Here is a 13,614-nt window from a genome sequence, read left to right as displayed (position 1 = left end):
ATGCGCTCTCTTATTTTCCTAAATTTGAAAAATAATTACAAGAAAACGAGATAAAATCAGAGTTTTATCATAGGTAAAAACACATGCAAAACCTTCTCTTCATAGGAAATTTTGAATGATTTTTAGCGAAAATAATTTTACGGGTCAATGTACTATAAAGGGTGTTGAATATATAAAAATACGTTATGATTCAAACGTAATAATTGATAATACAGGAAAAGATTATGATTTTGGTGCCAGTAGGAAACGCCTATTTAGTGTGACCGATATGGATTTTTTGGACTTATAATCATAAAAAACGTTTTCTTTAATCATATTTTTTAATTTTAAAACAACGGGCGTGTATAGTGCTTGCCCGTTGTTTTTATGTTTACTAGTTTAACAACAACTCCCTTAGTCCCTTTACAGACAACCACGGTCTTTTACGGTGTAGCATACGATGGCAATTTGCACAAACAAGAGCTATATCTTCTACCTTCGTTTGTTCATTTTCTGCCATTTCGGAAACTGGTTTCGTGTGATGCCCTTCTATGTAGCCTTCACCTAAGTTGCCATAATGCTCTTTAAAATCAAATTCGCATACCTCACAAAATAACTTACCGTGTAGTTGTAAAAAACGTTCTTTTGCTAGTTTAATAACTTCTGGGGTCCGTTCCCTTACTAAGTGTTGTTTTAACTTTAGTTTACCTTCGGGAAATCCTTCGTCATCTTCTGTAAAGCCAATACGTTCAACCTCCTTAACTTTACGTATAACATCACCAACGTTACTAAAACCGTATTCTAATATTGCATTTAATTCTGTTTCTGTTATACCCTTTCCAGATACCACGCTATTTTTAAACTTAATATCTATGTCGCTTAAATACACGGGATTATCAAATGTTTGAAAGTCCGATAGTATAATACACCCTATCTCAGCTATATATGTATCCGTACCAAACATGTCATTCATTCGTTTTATAAACCTTTCCCTATCCTCATCACCGTTAGCATTACGATACTTATTCCATGCTTCGGCTACAGTTAACACCTCATATCTTTCAAATGTGGCTTTCCCTAATACCAACCTTTCGCCTTGTATACCCTTATCGTTTTTTACTAGAAAAAAGAACGGTTCCCCTTTTGTTAAAACATTAAAATTAGCGGTATTTTTACGCCAAAAGTTAATTTCGTCAATATTATCTTTCTTTGCTAAATATGCAAACCACTCTCTAGAAGTAACTCCAATATAGCCTTTCATAACTCAACCCCCTGTGTTAATTCGAAATGTAAAAAGTTTTATTTCATTTTCATCCTTTGCTTAAAAACAATTTGCCTATTTGAAGGAGCCAAAGGGCTTAGACAAGAAAATAATATCCTGAGTAAATATAACATGCTAAAATATGTTTAGGAAACCTTTTACAGCCTTTAAGACTTAAAATGGAGGTCTTAAAGCTATGAAAGGAAGTATTCGTAAAAATAATAAAACAGGTAATTGGGACTTTGTCTTCAATGTTGGAATTGACCCTCTAACTGGTAAACGTAAACAGATTCGAAGAAGAGGTTTTGAAACCAAACGTCACGCTATGGATGCTATGACGAAGATGAAAGCTGAAATTCTATCAAATGATTTTCTTGATTTAACGACAATGACCTATTCAACATATATGGATGAATGGTTCGAAGAACGACAGAATCATTTACAAAAAACTACTTTTGAAATCCATTCTATTTATTATCGAAGTGTGATAAAACCTAAACTAGGTCATTTCAAAATTCAACAAATAACTCCTCTTCATATTCAAAAATTCATTAATGAGTTAGTTAATCAAAACTCTTATTCAGAACATACTATTCATTTGATTTATCGTATCATCAGTGCATCTTTAAAAAAGGCTAAAATTATTAAGCTTTTAAAAGATAACCCTGCAAGTGGCATAACTCTACCTAAGATACGCAAAAAAGAAATGAACGTATGGTCATTAGAACAAGTTAATTATTTCATTAATGAATCCAAAAAAATAAAACGTCTAACACGTTGTTATATCGGATTCCTAATTGCTCTTCTCACCGGTATGCGTCAAGGAGAAATCATGGGTCTACGCTGGAAAGACATTGATATGGAGTCCCAAATCATCTATATCCGACAAACTTTAACCCAAGATGCAGAAATTAAGTACGGGGCGAAAAATGTTTCTAGTATTCGGTCTATTCACATTTCAAACAAGTTAATTGCCGAGTTGAAAGTACATCGAAAACGTGTGTTAGCGGAAAAACTCTCGCTTGGTCAAGACTACAATGATTTTGATTTAGTTATCTGTACGCAAAAGGGAAAGCCCATGATACCAAGAAACTTTCGTAAAGAGTTCTACAATCTAACAGAGAAAATCCGCTTACCTAAAATACGCTTCCATGACTTGAGACACACTCATGCTACAATTCTTATTCAACAAAATGTTAATGTAAAACTAATCTCTGAAAGATTAGGACATGCTGAAATAGGAACAACTCTTGACACATATAGTCATGTATTACCTAATATGCAAAAAACCGTATCGGATGAATTAGATAAAATCATTAAAATGTGACCAAACTAGTGACCATTTAAAACTTTAACGCATCAAGTCCATGTGGCTCTAAGGCTCATCTATTCAATACCCCTACATGCCTGAAGAAGGCATGGTCGAAGAAAGTGAACTCGTTATACACCAAGCGTCTCATGCCCGGTACTTTGAAGACTTCTTGAAATTTATTGACTACAACGAACCGATGCCTGAGATTATGAAAACACAAGTGATGGATATGGTGCGTGAACACGTCAGCGAAACGTTTGAAGCAGAAAGCGTAGAGCTTGAACAGTTTGAGTCCGACATGGAACTGTGGGCAACAAGTGAAAAGCGTGAGCTTCAAGAACGTTTAGATACGCATCAAGTCATGGAAGCTGCTGCTCATATCGTCGAGCATACACCTGATGCCGAGCTTAAAATGAAGCTTGGTGAAACAGAGATTAAAGGACTGTTAGCTGATTTCGGTGAAAATATTCACTTAGCGAAAGTGAACGGACGCTACGTAGCTGTAATTGAAGCCGAATCGATTCTGTTTGAAAAAGGCGCTTCTCCCATTGAGTTTCATAAACCCGATGATTTGCACGGGATTATTGAGAAAATCAGCAGTAAGAAATGGGAAGAATAAATAAAAGCTAGAGAGCTATGTAGCTCTCTAGCTTTTATTTAACTGAAAAACCAGCTCTATTTATCCACCTTAATTCTCTAATAATTGGCTCACGGAAACATTTTGTTCATTTTCCGGCTGACCTAGCGGATAAATTCTTACCGTATCATTTTCTTCGCTTACATGTTGAATATAAACGGCCGTATCGTTATACGTAACGTTAGCCATAACGGGCGAATCAGCAATTTGTTTTGCTCGCTGCTTGTCCACGTTTCTTCCCCCCTCTATGCTGATATACATATAAGGTTTGCTCAAAGAATAGATGCTATTCGCCCCCTAGAGCAGTTCTACCGTTTTTTAGCGGTGCGGTAGCCAAGGTAAAAAACGAAAGAAGTATAGGTCATGAATGCAGCTGCAGCCAGCAAGAGCATTTTGTGATGATGCCAAAGGGCCGCATATGTTTTGATGAAGATTCCCTTTGTAAGTAAAATATATTGATACACAATAAAAGCAACCACTAAAGCAAGAAACAGCACTCGAAACAAACGAATGAAATCAATGTTAGATAAAATGGAAGCAGCTTTTACCCAGGGCGATGTAGGAGGCTCCGCTTTTTTAGTGCTTCGGCTCTTCGACTTTTGTTTCTTTGCAGGCGGAGCTTTTGATTCTTCTATTTTAGGTGCTGGTTTTTGTTTTCCTTGAGCCATCGGTCACTTTCCCTCTTTCTTAAATAAAGTGTCTAAAAAAGAAGCTTTTCTATTTTGCATATTCAAGAAAGGACCGGCTATCTCCTTTTGACTTTTAAAAATACTTTCCTTTTTTAAATACAGAATGTCTTTAGGTATGTGCCTATAGCATTTTTCTTATCTTCGCATACGTTATATCGTGTTTGATTTGAAATTACTATTTAAAAGGAGCGGTGCCCTAATGAACCCTTATTATTTCAACCCTGGATACAGTCCTCAGCAAGTTGATTACTCAGTTCAACAATACTATCCCCCTTACGTACCACAGCATGAAGAATACGATGAAAGACAGCAGCTTCAAAATCTTGGAGGATTTGAACGAAGAATTCGTGCCCTTGAGAGACAAAATGAGGAGCAAGTCAGAGAAATTACTCGTTTAAATCGCGTTGTGGAGCGACATACTGATCGTATAAACAGATTAAATCAGCGCTTACGCAATGTAGAAAGAAGACTTAACATTCCATTTACAGCAAGCCAGGACGGATTTTAAACTAACCTTAAGCATTCCCGTTTCTTTTGAGCGAGAATGCTTTTTTACATGTCTTCTGTCATTTTTGATAGCACACAGGATATTTGATTAAACTTTACATAAAATAAAATTTGACTATGAAAAAGAAAAGGAGAAAATCACATGAAATCCCCTGTTGTTATTTGTCCTAACTGTCATTCTCAAAAAGAGCTTGCTACCGTTTTAACTGCTCAGTCCAATCAAAACGTTATCTATACATGCTCAGCTTGCGGCTATAAGCTGACAAACATTAAAACAAGCAAAGGATAATCAGTATCTCTCACCTCACTTAGTACCTATACTCAATACGTTCTTCTGTCCATATACAAAAATTAACGTTTACGTAAATGTTATTATTTTTGTATACTGATAGTATTATGGGAAAGGGAGTTGAAGAAGTTGAAGTTTAAAATGAAGGAACGCGGGCAGCTGCATTTGAGTCCGGAAGGAAAACAATTAATTTTAGACTTGTACGAATCAAATATGATGGAATCTGTAAATGAAGCTTTGGATGCTGAAACAAGAAGCTTTCACAATGGAAAAGCCGATGGAATACAGGCTATTTTACTTCTTTTAGGGGTACAGCTAGAAGAAAACACTTCACAATCATAAATGAATGCCCTATAAAAACCGTAAAAGCAGACGCACTCTTCTGGTGAATGCGCCTGCTTTTTATGATTCTTCCTGCTCAAATTTTACAATTGCAGTCTTAGCACGATCTCTCAATGACAGAAGGTCAGACTCTACTTTTAAGATATTTTTCTTTTTCTGTTCAATCAGTTTGAGCTGCTCTTCTACCGTATGTAACACTTGCTCTAACTTTTCTTTTTGTTGACTTGTTCCTTTCACTTGCCTATAATCCATCTTTTGTATTTCAAGAGTATCACTTAAAGCAAGAAATTCCTGTAATTCTTGAAGTGAAAAACCCATGACTTCTTTGGCATTCGTAATTTTCTTTAAAAATTCTACATGTTCTTCAGTGTACAGACGAAATCCACCTTCACTTCTTGGAGGTGCTGGCATCAGTCCAATTTGTTCATAATAACGAATCGTACGTTTTGTTAAACCGCTTTGCTTCGCTACATCATCTATTTTTAGTTCACTCATTTTTAAATCCCCTTTAATCAATTCACAATGTCAACTTTTCATACTTGTTACTATTATACACTAACGCTAGATATCTCAAAACAAATCTGAACAGCTGTGCACTTATTTAAAAATAAATAAGCAATTTCTTTACCCTTTTTTAGAGTAAAAAAATTGCTTATACAGTATATGCTGGATTCTTTTCTCTAAAACCTTATCATAAGTGCCGTTTTTGTTAATTTACGATTTAGCATACAAATTAATAAATTTGTTTTTGAGAGTTCTTATTTCTATCCACTAAATGTTTATTAACTTGTATGTAGCCTTCTCTTTCTGTACTAGCCCCGCCTGCGCTGAGTACACCGATAGCCACGCATGCTATCCAACCTAACTTCATTATAACAGAAAGCGCTTACATAATAAAGTGTTATGCTTTAATTTCTAAAAAGTTATAAATACAATCAGCAGGTCTTTTTCCACCTCCTGCTGATTTGTTAAATAGAACCGGCAAGATCCAGCATTATCAAACAGTAAATAGATCGTCTTAATAAGCTACTTTATAAATCAAAAACCGTTCATATGGGTTTTTACGATCCAACTCTGGCAGCATTACCTCTTCTTTTAAAATGAAAGAAGGATGTTTTTCGAGGTGATGAAGATAATCCTCCGAACTATAATATAAAATCAAATCAATCTCGCGTTTATTCTCTTCCCACGAAAGCAAAATATTGTTCACTACTTGGATAAAGATTTGAACTGAAAAAGGATTAAAAAAATAAAAGCAGTTGTCTAATGGATGAATCTTATATTCCTGGGCTAAACAACACTGAAAATGAATAGGATGTTTGCGGCCCTTGGCTTTTTTCAAATAGCGCCTCTGGTTATCTATGGCCTGCTCATAAAAGTGTTCATTCATTTCTATCCCCACGGCGGTGGCATTGCACAGGTAGTTCACATAAAAATTCAGCCTTCCTTTTCCACATCCGAAGTCGACAATTCTATCGCTGCTTGTTAGCTCATACTGAGTGAAAAGTGTTTCTAATGCACTATAAGGCGTGGGTTCATAACGATGGTAATGAAATGAATCATTAAATCCCTTTTGTTCTCCCGTTGTTTTTATATTTAATAAAGCGTCATAATATTGCTCGTTCATGGCCAATCTCCTGTTTATAGTTGTTGAAAAAGAGAAAGAAGGACAGATGCCCTTCTTTCTCACTCTACTTTCACACGCATTTCTGATATTTTAAGACCAATCTCTTCGATTAACTGCACAGCTTCCGCTCGCTTTTGATCATCTAGTGTGCTGATTCCCCGTACGTCTACGCTTTTTAAATATCGATAAGAGGCTTTAAGACGTTCTAAGGTATCTTCTTGGTCAAATGTTTTCATGATTATCTCCTCCAGTATATGTAGTTACTATATGTATACCACAAACATGTCCGTAATAAATCTAACCTGTTTAATAAATACTAAACGTATCTGATTTATCTAAGAGGAAATGCACTTCTAATAGCTGATATATACTCAAAAAATTCTTGGGTTTTCGAATTTTTACGTTCATTTCTCGTGTTAGTTGCAAAAAAAGCTTCTCTTTGCGCTTTACTTATCTCAATTTGCACACCCATCCGCCTAGCTGTTTTATTGGTTATATTTCTAGGGCTTGTACCGGAAAAAGGGTCTTGATCTGATAAAATTTCTGTACTAAAACCTTTGGAAACAAGCGCTTCATACACTTTGGATCTTAATGCCTTGTCAGCACCGCCGATTTTAGTGTGTTTTTCACTTTTATCATTGTATCCATGAAAAGATACGGCATAGTCTTCTTTCGATATAATAGTTAGCGCATGAGGTTCATCAAAATGAGTGGATGTGATATGAAGATCGGCATTTCCTGCTTTCTTTAACCCTTCAAATATATAGTACGAGTATTCGTTTCCTGCTAGCCCAACAGCAAGTTCGGATGTTCCAGTTTCGATACCTCCGCCGTGTATCGCAAGCATAATAATGTTAGAAGGTCTGATTTCGAATTGAATTTTGTAGTCTTGATTGTATACTTCATGAGAGGCAAGTTCAGAGAAGCTAGCATATTTATCTGGCATCATATATCCTCCTTGTGAATAAGACATAGTAAACAAACTTATTAGTTCTTTCTTTAATGTACCACATCTTTTCTTTCATCACATACTATGTGATTGCAATTACCAATAAATATGGTACGATTAAGTTCGAGTTTCTTGCTCGTTAAAAGTTCACCAGATAGTCAAAATTTTCATTTTTAAGCATTCCATTTTTATCTTATAATAAAGGATGTACTTATTTTTAATTGGTAATTCGACATTATTCTTTGTTTTTTTAAAAAGTTCAAGGAATGTTAACAAATTTTACGAGCAACCTTGATGTAATTACGATATTTTTTTGTTAAAATAGTTTAGTTGATTAATAAAGATTAGGTTTATTCATGTAGGAATAAGCTCAAAAAGGAGAATTGCTGTGAAAAATACCGAAGTTATCACAAAGGAATCACTTCCTATCAATCAGTATTTTTCCCGGGAAGTAATCAGTGCTATTATAAAAACTGGGATTATTAAATCGAACTCACTAGGAATGGTTGCTGGGCTTTGTCTCGCAATTGCTGTTAATGACTTAAGCTTTGTGACACAAATTCCTATCATTATTTTGGCTTTAATTGGGACATCCTTTGTCGTAGGAGGAGCTGGGGCAGTTAATAACTTCTATGACCGTGATATTGATGCGATCATGAAACGTACGAAAGACAGACCCACGGTAACAGGAGCGGTCAACCCTAAATTTGCTCTATGGTTAGGACTGGCTTTATTTGTTATCGGTGTAGGCATTTTATTTTTAGTTTCTAACATGGCCGCCATTATGGGTATTTTAGGATTTTTCTTTTATGTAGTGCCTTACACTATGCTCACAAAACGTACAACTATCTATAATACCGAAGTTGGAAGTATTTCTGGAGCTATGCCTCCAATCATTGGCTGGGCCGCTATTTCACCAGACTTATTTCATCCGGTAGCCATTGGATTGTTTGTATTTATGTTTTTATGGCAGCCTCCTCACTTCTACGCTATTGCCATTAGAAGACTTGAGGAATATAAAGCCGCAGGTGTACCAATGCTTCCTGTAGTAAAAGGGATCCGTCGTTCCAAAGTCCAAACGCTTGTATACCTAGTTATTTTGCTAGCGGCATCTTTCTTATTTTTATCGTTTAGTAAAATTATCGCATTTACAATGTTTGGTTTAACACTAGTGTGGATGCTTCTTGGGATTGTTGGATTTAAAAAATTAGAAGATACAAAATGGGCTACTTTAATGTTTGTGTTCTCATTGAACCATCTTACGATTATTTTTGCCCTTATGATTATACTGTCATTTTTTAAATAATAAACGTTCAAAAGCAGGTAGCTATCAGCTACCTGCTTTTATACTAGATACATCTTTTGCTTTAAGCGAAATCATTCCTCCGTACCTTGCCGAAACTGCTCCACCTAACGCGTTAGCAAACATTGTGTACTGCTTCTGTGCCTCCTCACTTTCAGGTAATCCTTTTTCGTGAACACACCATAAAATTCCTGCCATAAATGCATCACCCGCTCCCGTCGTGTCTATCACCTGCACTTTTTTTGCACTCACATGAAGCGTTTGATTTGCAGTAACGGCTGCTGCGCCATTTTCTCCCTGAGTGACCCATACGTACGGAATATGATACGCTCTCAGTTTTTCTAGGCTTTCTGTCAGGTCTGCGGAATTCATCAAAAATAGGAGCTCATCTTGAGAGATTTTCAAAATGTCTGTTTCGGACAAAAACGGTGTCACGATATTTCTACATGCTGCTTCACTTTCCCATCTTTTCATTCGAATATTTGGATCAAACGCTACAAGCATACGATGTTTTTTTGCGAGCTTCACAGCTTCTTTTGTAGTTTCCTGGGAAATCGGATGAAACAACGTACCTGATCCAAAATAAAAAATCGCTGCCTGCTCAAATAAAGCTTCCTGTAGCTCATGTTTGTACACTTGCTCATGAGGTGTAGAATCTATGTAGGAATGAAAGTAACGATCTCCTTCTTTACTTTTATGTACATACACTTCACAAATTTTTTTAGTCTCCGATATTACACAGCCGCTTTGATTCACTCCTTCAATTAAAAGGTTCTTTCTTACAAAATCACTTGTTTCATCACTGCCCAACTTGCAGATATAATATGCTTTTGCTCCTAACTTCTGAACGCCGACTGCTATATTAACGGTTGTGCCTCCTAAAAAAGGGGCAAAGCTAGTGTTAAATTCGTTTTTAGCAATATAATCAATAAATGCCTCACCGTATGAAATAATTCCTTTTTTCAAGTTAATCCTCACCTTCTTTCTTCTGTCTCCCAACGCATTTGACACATACACACGCTTTTCCTCTGCTTTCTAAAGGAATTTGTTTAAACAGATCAGGAGTAAAAACTTTCTGCATGCACCAACACTTTTCTATTTCTCTGCCTTGTACAGAAGCACAGTTATTTTTTTCTCCGCAGATAGGACATCTGCTATCATCGCCTGAAAATGGCATGAATTCCTCTCCTTTTTTTCTATGCAGTTGTATAGATTATCTTTATTAGTATACAAGAGGTGGTTAAAATGTGCGTTCTGCTTTTTGATATTTTCGTTTTCAACTTCTTCTATTCTTGGTACTATACATATAAAGGAAATAACATATTGCGAAAGGAGCTTTTATGACAACTCATTTATTTCACCAAAAACCCCTTGCTACATGGATGCATGAATATCCTTTATTAACACCTTTAATCAATAAACAGGAAATACTTTGGATAAATCCTTATATAAAACCTGCTCAAAAAGCACTTTCTTCTCTTTCTTTACATACCAAAGATATAAAAGATGCAAAAGAACGACTTTCTCGCTTTTCTTCTTTTCTTCAAATCGCTTTTCCGGAGCTGAAAGCATCAAAAGGAATCATTGAATCACCTCTTCAAGAAGTTGCATACATGAAAGACTATTTAAATCAACAAATGAATAACATGCTGCAAGGAAAATTACTGATGAAATGCGATCATGATCTTCCCATATCAGGTTCTATTAAAGCAAGAGGCGGCATTTATGAAGTATTAAAATTTGCTGAAAGTCTTGCTATCAAAGAAGGACTGCTTACCGAGGAAGACAGCTACGCTCTTCTAGCTGAAGAACGATGTAAAAAGTTATTTTCTTCTTATTCTATTGCAGTAGGATCTACCGGTAATTTAGGTTTAAGCATTGGTATTATGAGCGCTACTCTCGGCTTTAACGTCACCGTCCATATGTCAGCGGACGCTAAAAAGTGGAAAAAAGATCTGCTTCGTTCTAAAGGTGTAACCGTTATTGAATATCAGTCTGACTACGGAAAAGCCGTGGAGGAAGGACGAAAGCAAGCCGAAGCAGACCCCGCATGTCATTTTATTGACGATGAGCAGTCTAGAGATTTATTTCTCGGTTATTCCGTTGCGGCTTTACGTTTGAAAAAGCAGCTAGCCGAGCAGCGGATTCAAGTAGACGCCGAACACCCTTTATTTGTCTATTTACCTTGCGGAGTAGGCGGAGGTCCTGGCGGTATTACGTTTGGACTAAAAGCAATATACGGTGATCACGTTCACTGCTTTTTTGCTGAACCTACTCACTCTCCTTGCATGCTGCTTGGATTAATGACCAAGCTGCATGACGGCATTTCCGTTACGGATATTGGACTTGACAATGTAACAGCTGCCGATGGACTAGCTGTAGGAAGGCCATCTAGCTTTGTAGGTGAAACGATAAAATCGCTTATTAGCGGAATTTATACCGTAGAAGATGATCAGCTTTTCCGATTTATTTATGAGCTAGCCAATCGTGAAAATATGTATATAGAACCTTCAGCAGCGGCTGGTTTACAAGGACCTCTCCACCTGATGGAAAGCGGGTCTTCCTATATACAAGCGCAAGGACTAGAAAACGATATGTCAAAAGCTACTCACCTTGTATGGTCAACTGGAGGCAGTATGGTGCCAATTGAAGTGATGAACAGCTATTACGAGCAAGGAAAAAATTTAATGAATAGATAACGTCAAAAGGCATGGAGAACAATGATGTTCTTCATGCCTTTTTAGCCGAAGTAGCTTGCAGAAAGATAGGATGCCAAATCTCAAATGGAAAATATCCGGACTTATAGCTGCCGCTTGTACCCATAGTTGCAATTTTTATTTTCCTGTATCCTTTTTTCCATAAAAAAGTGCCTGCAAACACCTCAATTTCTTCTATTTTCTTCCTTCTAATAATCGTTGTTTTTCGTGTTAAAAACTGCGATCGAATACTGACAAATACATCGTTCATCATCAAGCCGCCTTGACGATAACCTAACCAGTGAATAAGTACGTATATAAGGCATAGCACAGCAATAATCCACACAAACATTGATTTCCAAAAGCTAATGCCAATCCCTGCTGCCGCAAATAACAAGACCGGTAATAGTAATGGATACCACGCATATTGAATCGCTGTATTTCTTGGACACTTTATATATTCATAGTGCGGCACATATACGTTCATTAATGTTGAAATCTCTTTTTGCTGGATAAACGGGTGTAAATAGACCTTTTCTTTTAAATCAGAGGTTACGACGTTTAACGAAACGGAAGACCATCCAAATAAGCGCCGGACCAACCCTTCCTCTATCGTAACAGCCTGTATTTTATGAAAAGGAATCGTAAGGGATTTCTTATTTAACAATCCGTATTTAATATGTAGATAATGATCGTAGCGCTCTACTGTAAAACCGCCAAATCGTATTACATATAAAACAATAGACAGCAAATAAGCAAGCACCACAATTACAGCCACTAATACAAATAAACCAAGCATCGATTGATGAATCACTTCTTCGTAAGCTGTCTTCACCCAGCGGTTGATATACGTATCAATATACTGATAGAGAAAACCAAGAGCAGCAAATATATAGCCAAAATTCCCGGAAAACGCAGCAGCTAACGCCAGCTGTTTCACCGACACTTTCATCGTACGTTCAGGACTTTTTTCCCTTATTTCCGGCTGACTCCCCGACAGCTTTAACGTATCTTTAAGATGGTGCGCTTCTTTTAGTGAAATACCAGATAAATCAATTTCAGCATCCGTACCGCTGCTGGCCGTGTCAATACGAAGCCGGGCTAAGCGAAGAATTCTAAAAACAAACGGCTGATCTAACTGAATCGATTGAATGCGATTGCGTTGAATAAATCGTTTTTCTTTTTTAAAAATCCCTTTATACAGACGCACTTCCGTTTCTGTTACCTCGTAACGAAATTCCTTCCAAGTAAAAAAAGCAAATAAAGCGACTACGCCTCCCGCTAATAGCGTTGCCCACCAATATGTAAACAATAGGTGCCGATTGACAATAAATACAAACACAAAAGGCAGGATATTATTTTTTATATGTTCAATAAATGCTATTGCAATATATAGCGGATGCAGCCGCTTACTCATCTTCATCATCTACCTCTGCTAGTCTAGCAATATACTCTCGCAGTGCTTCAGCATCTCCTTGTACAAGTGCAGGAATTTCGACGCTTCCAGCTGCTGTGATGATTTTAACAGATGCCAAGTCAAATTTTCGAAAAATCGGCCCTGTCAACGTTTCAACGTGCTGCACTTTCACAAGCGGAATTTTCGTATGATACCAGACGAATAGCCCTCTTTGTACATCAATTTGAGTATCTGTAACTTCATATGAATATACATTCATATATACATTTGGAGCTATAATTGTATATATGATAAAGCTCACGACTAATAGTCCAGCTGATATCCATCCAATAATTGACCACCAATCAAAAAAATAAACGAGTAGAAAATAACCCGCTGTTGCAAGAAGCCACAGACTATGCGTAAAAATGGATTGCCAGCGCATTGCTTTTTTAGCCTCGAGGGGCAATTTGCCTTTTAAATGTTCAAACTCCATAAAAACTCCTTTCTCTACCTTTTTTACTATTTCTATTACTATATTACGTTAAAAAAGGAAAAAAGTTTCATAGTTTGCTATTTTCTTATTATTTTTTGATAAAAACAAACAAGGCTGCCTATTTCGAGGCA

General features: G+C 36.6%; 18 protein-coding genes and 1 pseudogene. 8 read left to right on the top strand and 11 right to left on the bottom strand.

Annotation, left to right across the window (positions count from 1 at the left end; translation table 11 throughout):
• Positions 1-115 precede the first annotated feature (115 nt).
• Positions 116-289 (top strand): hypothetical protein, encoded by a 174-nt coding sequence (locus tag ACFX4G_RS05780; protein WP_377573277.1) that lies wholly within the window; start codon positions 116-118, stop codon positions 287-289.
• An 84-nt stretch (positions 290-373) separates the two neighbouring features.
• On the opposite strand, the gene ACFX4G_RS05775 is transcribed toward ACFX4G_RS05780, so the two are convergent.
• On the bottom strand, positions 374-1,240 hold the full coding sequence (locus ACFX4G_RS05775) for an HNH endonuclease (protein WP_377573273.1): 867 nt from the start codon (positions 1,238-1,240) through the stop codon (positions 374-376).
• Between the two features lie 196 nt (positions 1,241-1,436).
• On the opposite strand from ACFX4G_RS05775, the gene ACFX4G_RS05770 reads away from it, so the two are divergent.
• Complete coding sequence (locus ACFX4G_RS05770; RefSeq protein WP_377573270.1) at positions 1,437-2,567, top strand: site-specific integrase; 1,131 nt, start codon at positions 1,437-1,439, stop codon at positions 2,565-2,567.
• A 58-nt stretch (positions 2,568-2,625) separates the two neighbouring features.
• A pseudogene (locus ACFX4G_RS05765) lies at positions 2,626-3,171 on the top strand (DUF3898 domain-containing protein); the annotation flags it as partial.
• A 69-nt stretch (positions 3,172-3,240) separates the two neighbouring features.
• Here the strand turns inward: ACFX4G_RS05765 and ACFX4G_RS05760 are convergent.
• Both ACFX4G_RS05760 and ACFX4G_RS05755 read right to left on the bottom strand, forming a co-directional pair.
• On the bottom strand, positions 3,241-3,420 hold the full coding sequence (locus tag ACFX4G_RS05760; RefSeq protein WP_377569583.1) for an H-type small acid-soluble spore protein: 180 nt from the start codon (positions 3,418-3,420) through the stop codon (positions 3,241-3,243).
• 77 nt (positions 3,421-3,497) lie between these two features.
• A complete protein-coding gene (locus tag ACFX4G_RS05755) occupies positions 3,498-3,857 on the bottom strand; it encodes a hypothetical protein (RefSeq protein ID WP_043982126.1) in 360 nt (119 codons plus the stop codon).
• 220 nt (positions 3,858-4,077) lie between these two features.
• Between ACFX4G_RS05755 and ACFX4G_RS05750 the strand changes: the two genes are divergently transcribed.
• The 3 genes from ACFX4G_RS05750 to ACFX4G_RS05740 all read left to right on the top strand — a co-directional run bounded on the left by ACFX4G_RS05750 (position 4,078) and on the right by ACFX4G_RS05740 (position 5,016).
• Positions 4,078-4,386 (top strand): hypothetical protein, encoded by a 309-nt coding sequence (locus ACFX4G_RS05750; RefSeq protein ID WP_043982124.1) that lies wholly within the window; start codon positions 4,078-4,080, stop codon positions 4,384-4,386.
• Positions 4,387-4,527: 141 nt separating this feature from the next.
• Complete coding sequence (locus ACFX4G_RS05745) at positions 4,528-4,674, top strand: hypothetical protein (RefSeq protein ID WP_013056796.1); 147 nt, start codon at positions 4,528-4,530, stop codon at positions 4,672-4,674.
• Positions 4,675-4,803: 129 nt separating this feature from the next.
• Positions 4,804-5,016, top strand: coding sequence for a hypothetical protein (locus ACFX4G_RS05740; protein ID WP_043982123.1), 213 nt, complete (start codon positions 4,804-4,806; stop codon positions 5,014-5,016).
• 60 nt (positions 5,017-5,076) lie between these two features.
• Here ACFX4G_RS05740 and ACFX4G_RS05735 read toward each other — a convergent pair whose 3' ends face one another.
• From ACFX4G_RS05735 to ACFX4G_RS05720, 4 genes are all read right to left on the bottom strand, one after another.
• A complete protein-coding gene (locus tag ACFX4G_RS05735; protein WP_013056794.1) occupies positions 5,077-5,511 on the bottom strand; it encodes a MerR family transcriptional regulator in 435 nt (144 codons plus the stop codon).
• A gap of 523 nt (positions 5,512-6,034) precedes the next feature.
• Positions 6,035-6,643 (bottom strand): methyltransferase, encoded by a 609-nt coding sequence (locus ACFX4G_RS05730; RefSeq protein ID WP_043982122.1) that lies wholly within the window; start codon positions 6,641-6,643, stop codon positions 6,035-6,037.
• A gap of 59 nt (positions 6,644-6,702) precedes the next feature.
• Positions 6,703-6,879 (bottom strand): hypothetical protein, encoded by a 177-nt coding sequence (locus ACFX4G_RS05725; protein ID WP_013056791.1) that lies wholly within the window; start codon positions 6,877-6,879, stop codon positions 6,703-6,705.
• Positions 6,880-6,974: 95 nt separating this feature from the next.
• Positions 6,975-7,589 (bottom strand): poly-gamma-glutamate hydrolase family protein, encoded by a 615-nt coding sequence (locus tag ACFX4G_RS05720; protein ID WP_230183946.1) that lies wholly within the window; start codon positions 7,587-7,589, stop codon positions 6,975-6,977.
• 391 nt (positions 7,590-7,980) lie between these two features.
• Here ACFX4G_RS05720 and cyoE point away from each other — a divergent pair, with 391 nt between their 5' ends.
• Positions 7,981-8,898: a heme o synthase gene (gene cyoE, locus ACFX4G_RS05715; protein ID WP_013056789.1), complete on the top strand. Its 918-nt coding sequence runs from the start codon at positions 7,981-7,983 to the stop codon at positions 8,896-8,898.
• Positions 8,899-8,922: 24 nt separating this feature from the next.
• Here cyoE and ACFX4G_RS05710 read toward each other — a convergent pair whose 3' ends face one another.
• Together ACFX4G_RS05710 and ACFX4G_RS05705 are read right to left on the bottom strand one after the other, a co-directional pair.
• Positions 8,923-9,861: a carbohydrate kinase family protein gene (locus ACFX4G_RS05710; protein WP_377573267.1), complete on the bottom strand. Its 939-nt coding sequence runs from the start codon at positions 9,859-9,861 to the stop codon at positions 8,923-8,925.
• A gap of 1 nt (position 9,862) precedes the next feature.
• A complete protein-coding gene (locus ACFX4G_RS05705) occupies positions 9,863-10,072 on the bottom strand; it encodes a cysteine-rich CWC family protein (protein WP_043982119.1) in 210 nt (69 codons plus the stop codon).
• A 163-nt stretch (positions 10,073-10,235) separates the two neighbouring features.
• Here ACFX4G_RS05705 and ACFX4G_RS05700 point away from each other — a divergent pair, with 163 nt between their 5' ends.
• On the top strand, positions 10,236-11,594 hold the full coding sequence (locus ACFX4G_RS05700) for a D-serine ammonia-lyase (RefSeq protein ID WP_323618731.1): 1,359 nt from the start codon (positions 10,236-10,238) through the stop codon (positions 11,592-11,594).
• A gap of 31 nt (positions 11,595-11,625) precedes the next feature.
• Here the strand turns inward: ACFX4G_RS05700 and ACFX4G_RS05695 are convergent, their stop codons facing one another.
• Positions 11,626-13,008, bottom strand: a complete 1,383-nt coding sequence (locus tag ACFX4G_RS05695) for a PH domain-containing protein (RefSeq protein WP_323618732.1) — start codon at positions 13,006-13,008, stop codon at positions 11,626-11,628.
• The gene (locus ACFX4G_RS05690) at positions 13,001-13,483 is read right to left on the bottom strand and encodes a PH domain-containing protein (RefSeq protein ID WP_377573261.1); all 483 of its coding nucleotides are present in this window, start codon (positions 13,481-13,483) and stop codon (positions 13,001-13,003) included. Before ACFX4G_RS05690 ends, ACFX4G_RS05695 begins: the two co-directional genes overlap by 8 nt.
• Positions 13,484-13,614 lie beyond the last annotated feature (131 nt).

It is taken from the genome of Priestia sp. YIM B13486 (genome assembly GCF_042787865.1).
GTDB classification, from domain to species: Bacteria; Bacillota; Bacilli; order Bacillales; family Bacillaceae_H; genus Priestia; species Priestia megaterium.
Note: the sequence above shows the minus strand (reverse complement) of the source record. Positions and strands in the feature narration are given on the sequence as shown.

Bases quoted from the DNA above. Each gene is read 5' to 3' on its own strand.
- ACFX4G_RS05780 (WP_377573277.1), top strand. From the start codon at position 116: ATGATTTTTAGCGAAAATAATTTTACGGGTCAATGTACTATAAAGGGT.
- ACFX4G_RS05775 (WP_377573273.1), bottom strand. From the start codon at position 1,240: ATGAAAGGCTATATTGGAGTTACTTCTAGAGAGTGGTTTGCATATTTA.
- ACFX4G_RS05770 (WP_377573270.1), top strand. From the start codon at position 1,437: ATGAAAGGAAGTATTCGTAAAAATAATAAAACAGGTAATTGGGACTTT.
- ACFX4G_RS05755 (WP_043982126.1), bottom strand. From the start codon at position 3,857: ATGGCTCAAGGAAAACAAAAACCAGCACCTAAAATAGAAGAATCAAAA.
- ACFX4G_RS05750 (WP_043982124.1), top strand. From the start codon at position 4,078: ATGAACCCTTATTATTTCAACCCTGGATACAGTCCTCAGCAAGTTGAT.
- ACFX4G_RS05745 (WP_013056796.1), top strand. From the start codon at position 4,528: ATGAAATCCCCTGTTGTTATTTGTCCTAACTGTCATTCTCAAAAAGAG.
- ACFX4G_RS05735 (WP_013056794.1), bottom strand. From the start codon at position 5,511: ATGAGTGAACTAAAAATAGATGATGTAGCGAAGCAAAGCGGTTTAACA.
- ACFX4G_RS05730 (WP_043982122.1), bottom strand. From the start codon at position 6,643: ATGAACGAGCAATATTATGACGCTTTATTAAATATAAAAACAACGGGA.
- ACFX4G_RS05725 (WP_013056791.1), bottom strand. From the start codon at position 6,879: ATGAAAACATTTGACCAAGAAGATACCTTAGAACGTCTTAAAGCCTCT.
- ACFX4G_RS05720 (WP_230183946.1), bottom strand. From the start codon at position 7,589: ATGCCAGATAAATATGCTAGCTTCTCTGAACTTGCCTCTCATGAAGTA.
- ACFX4G_RS05705 (WP_043982119.1), bottom strand. From the start codon at position 10,072: ATGCCATTTTCAGGCGATGATAGCAGATGTCCTATCTGCGGAGAAAAA.
- ACFX4G_RS05700 (WP_323618731.1), top strand. From the start codon at position 10,236: ATGACAACTCATTTATTTCACCAAAAACCCCTTGCTACATGGATGCAT.
- ACFX4G_RS05695 (WP_323618732.1), bottom strand. From the start codon at position 13,008: ATGAGTAAGCGGCTGCATCCGCTATATATTGCAATAGCATTTATTGAA.
- ACFX4G_RS05690 (WP_377573261.1), bottom strand. From the start codon at position 13,483: ATGGAGTTTGAACATTTAAAAGGCAAATTGCCCCTCGAGGCTAAAAAA.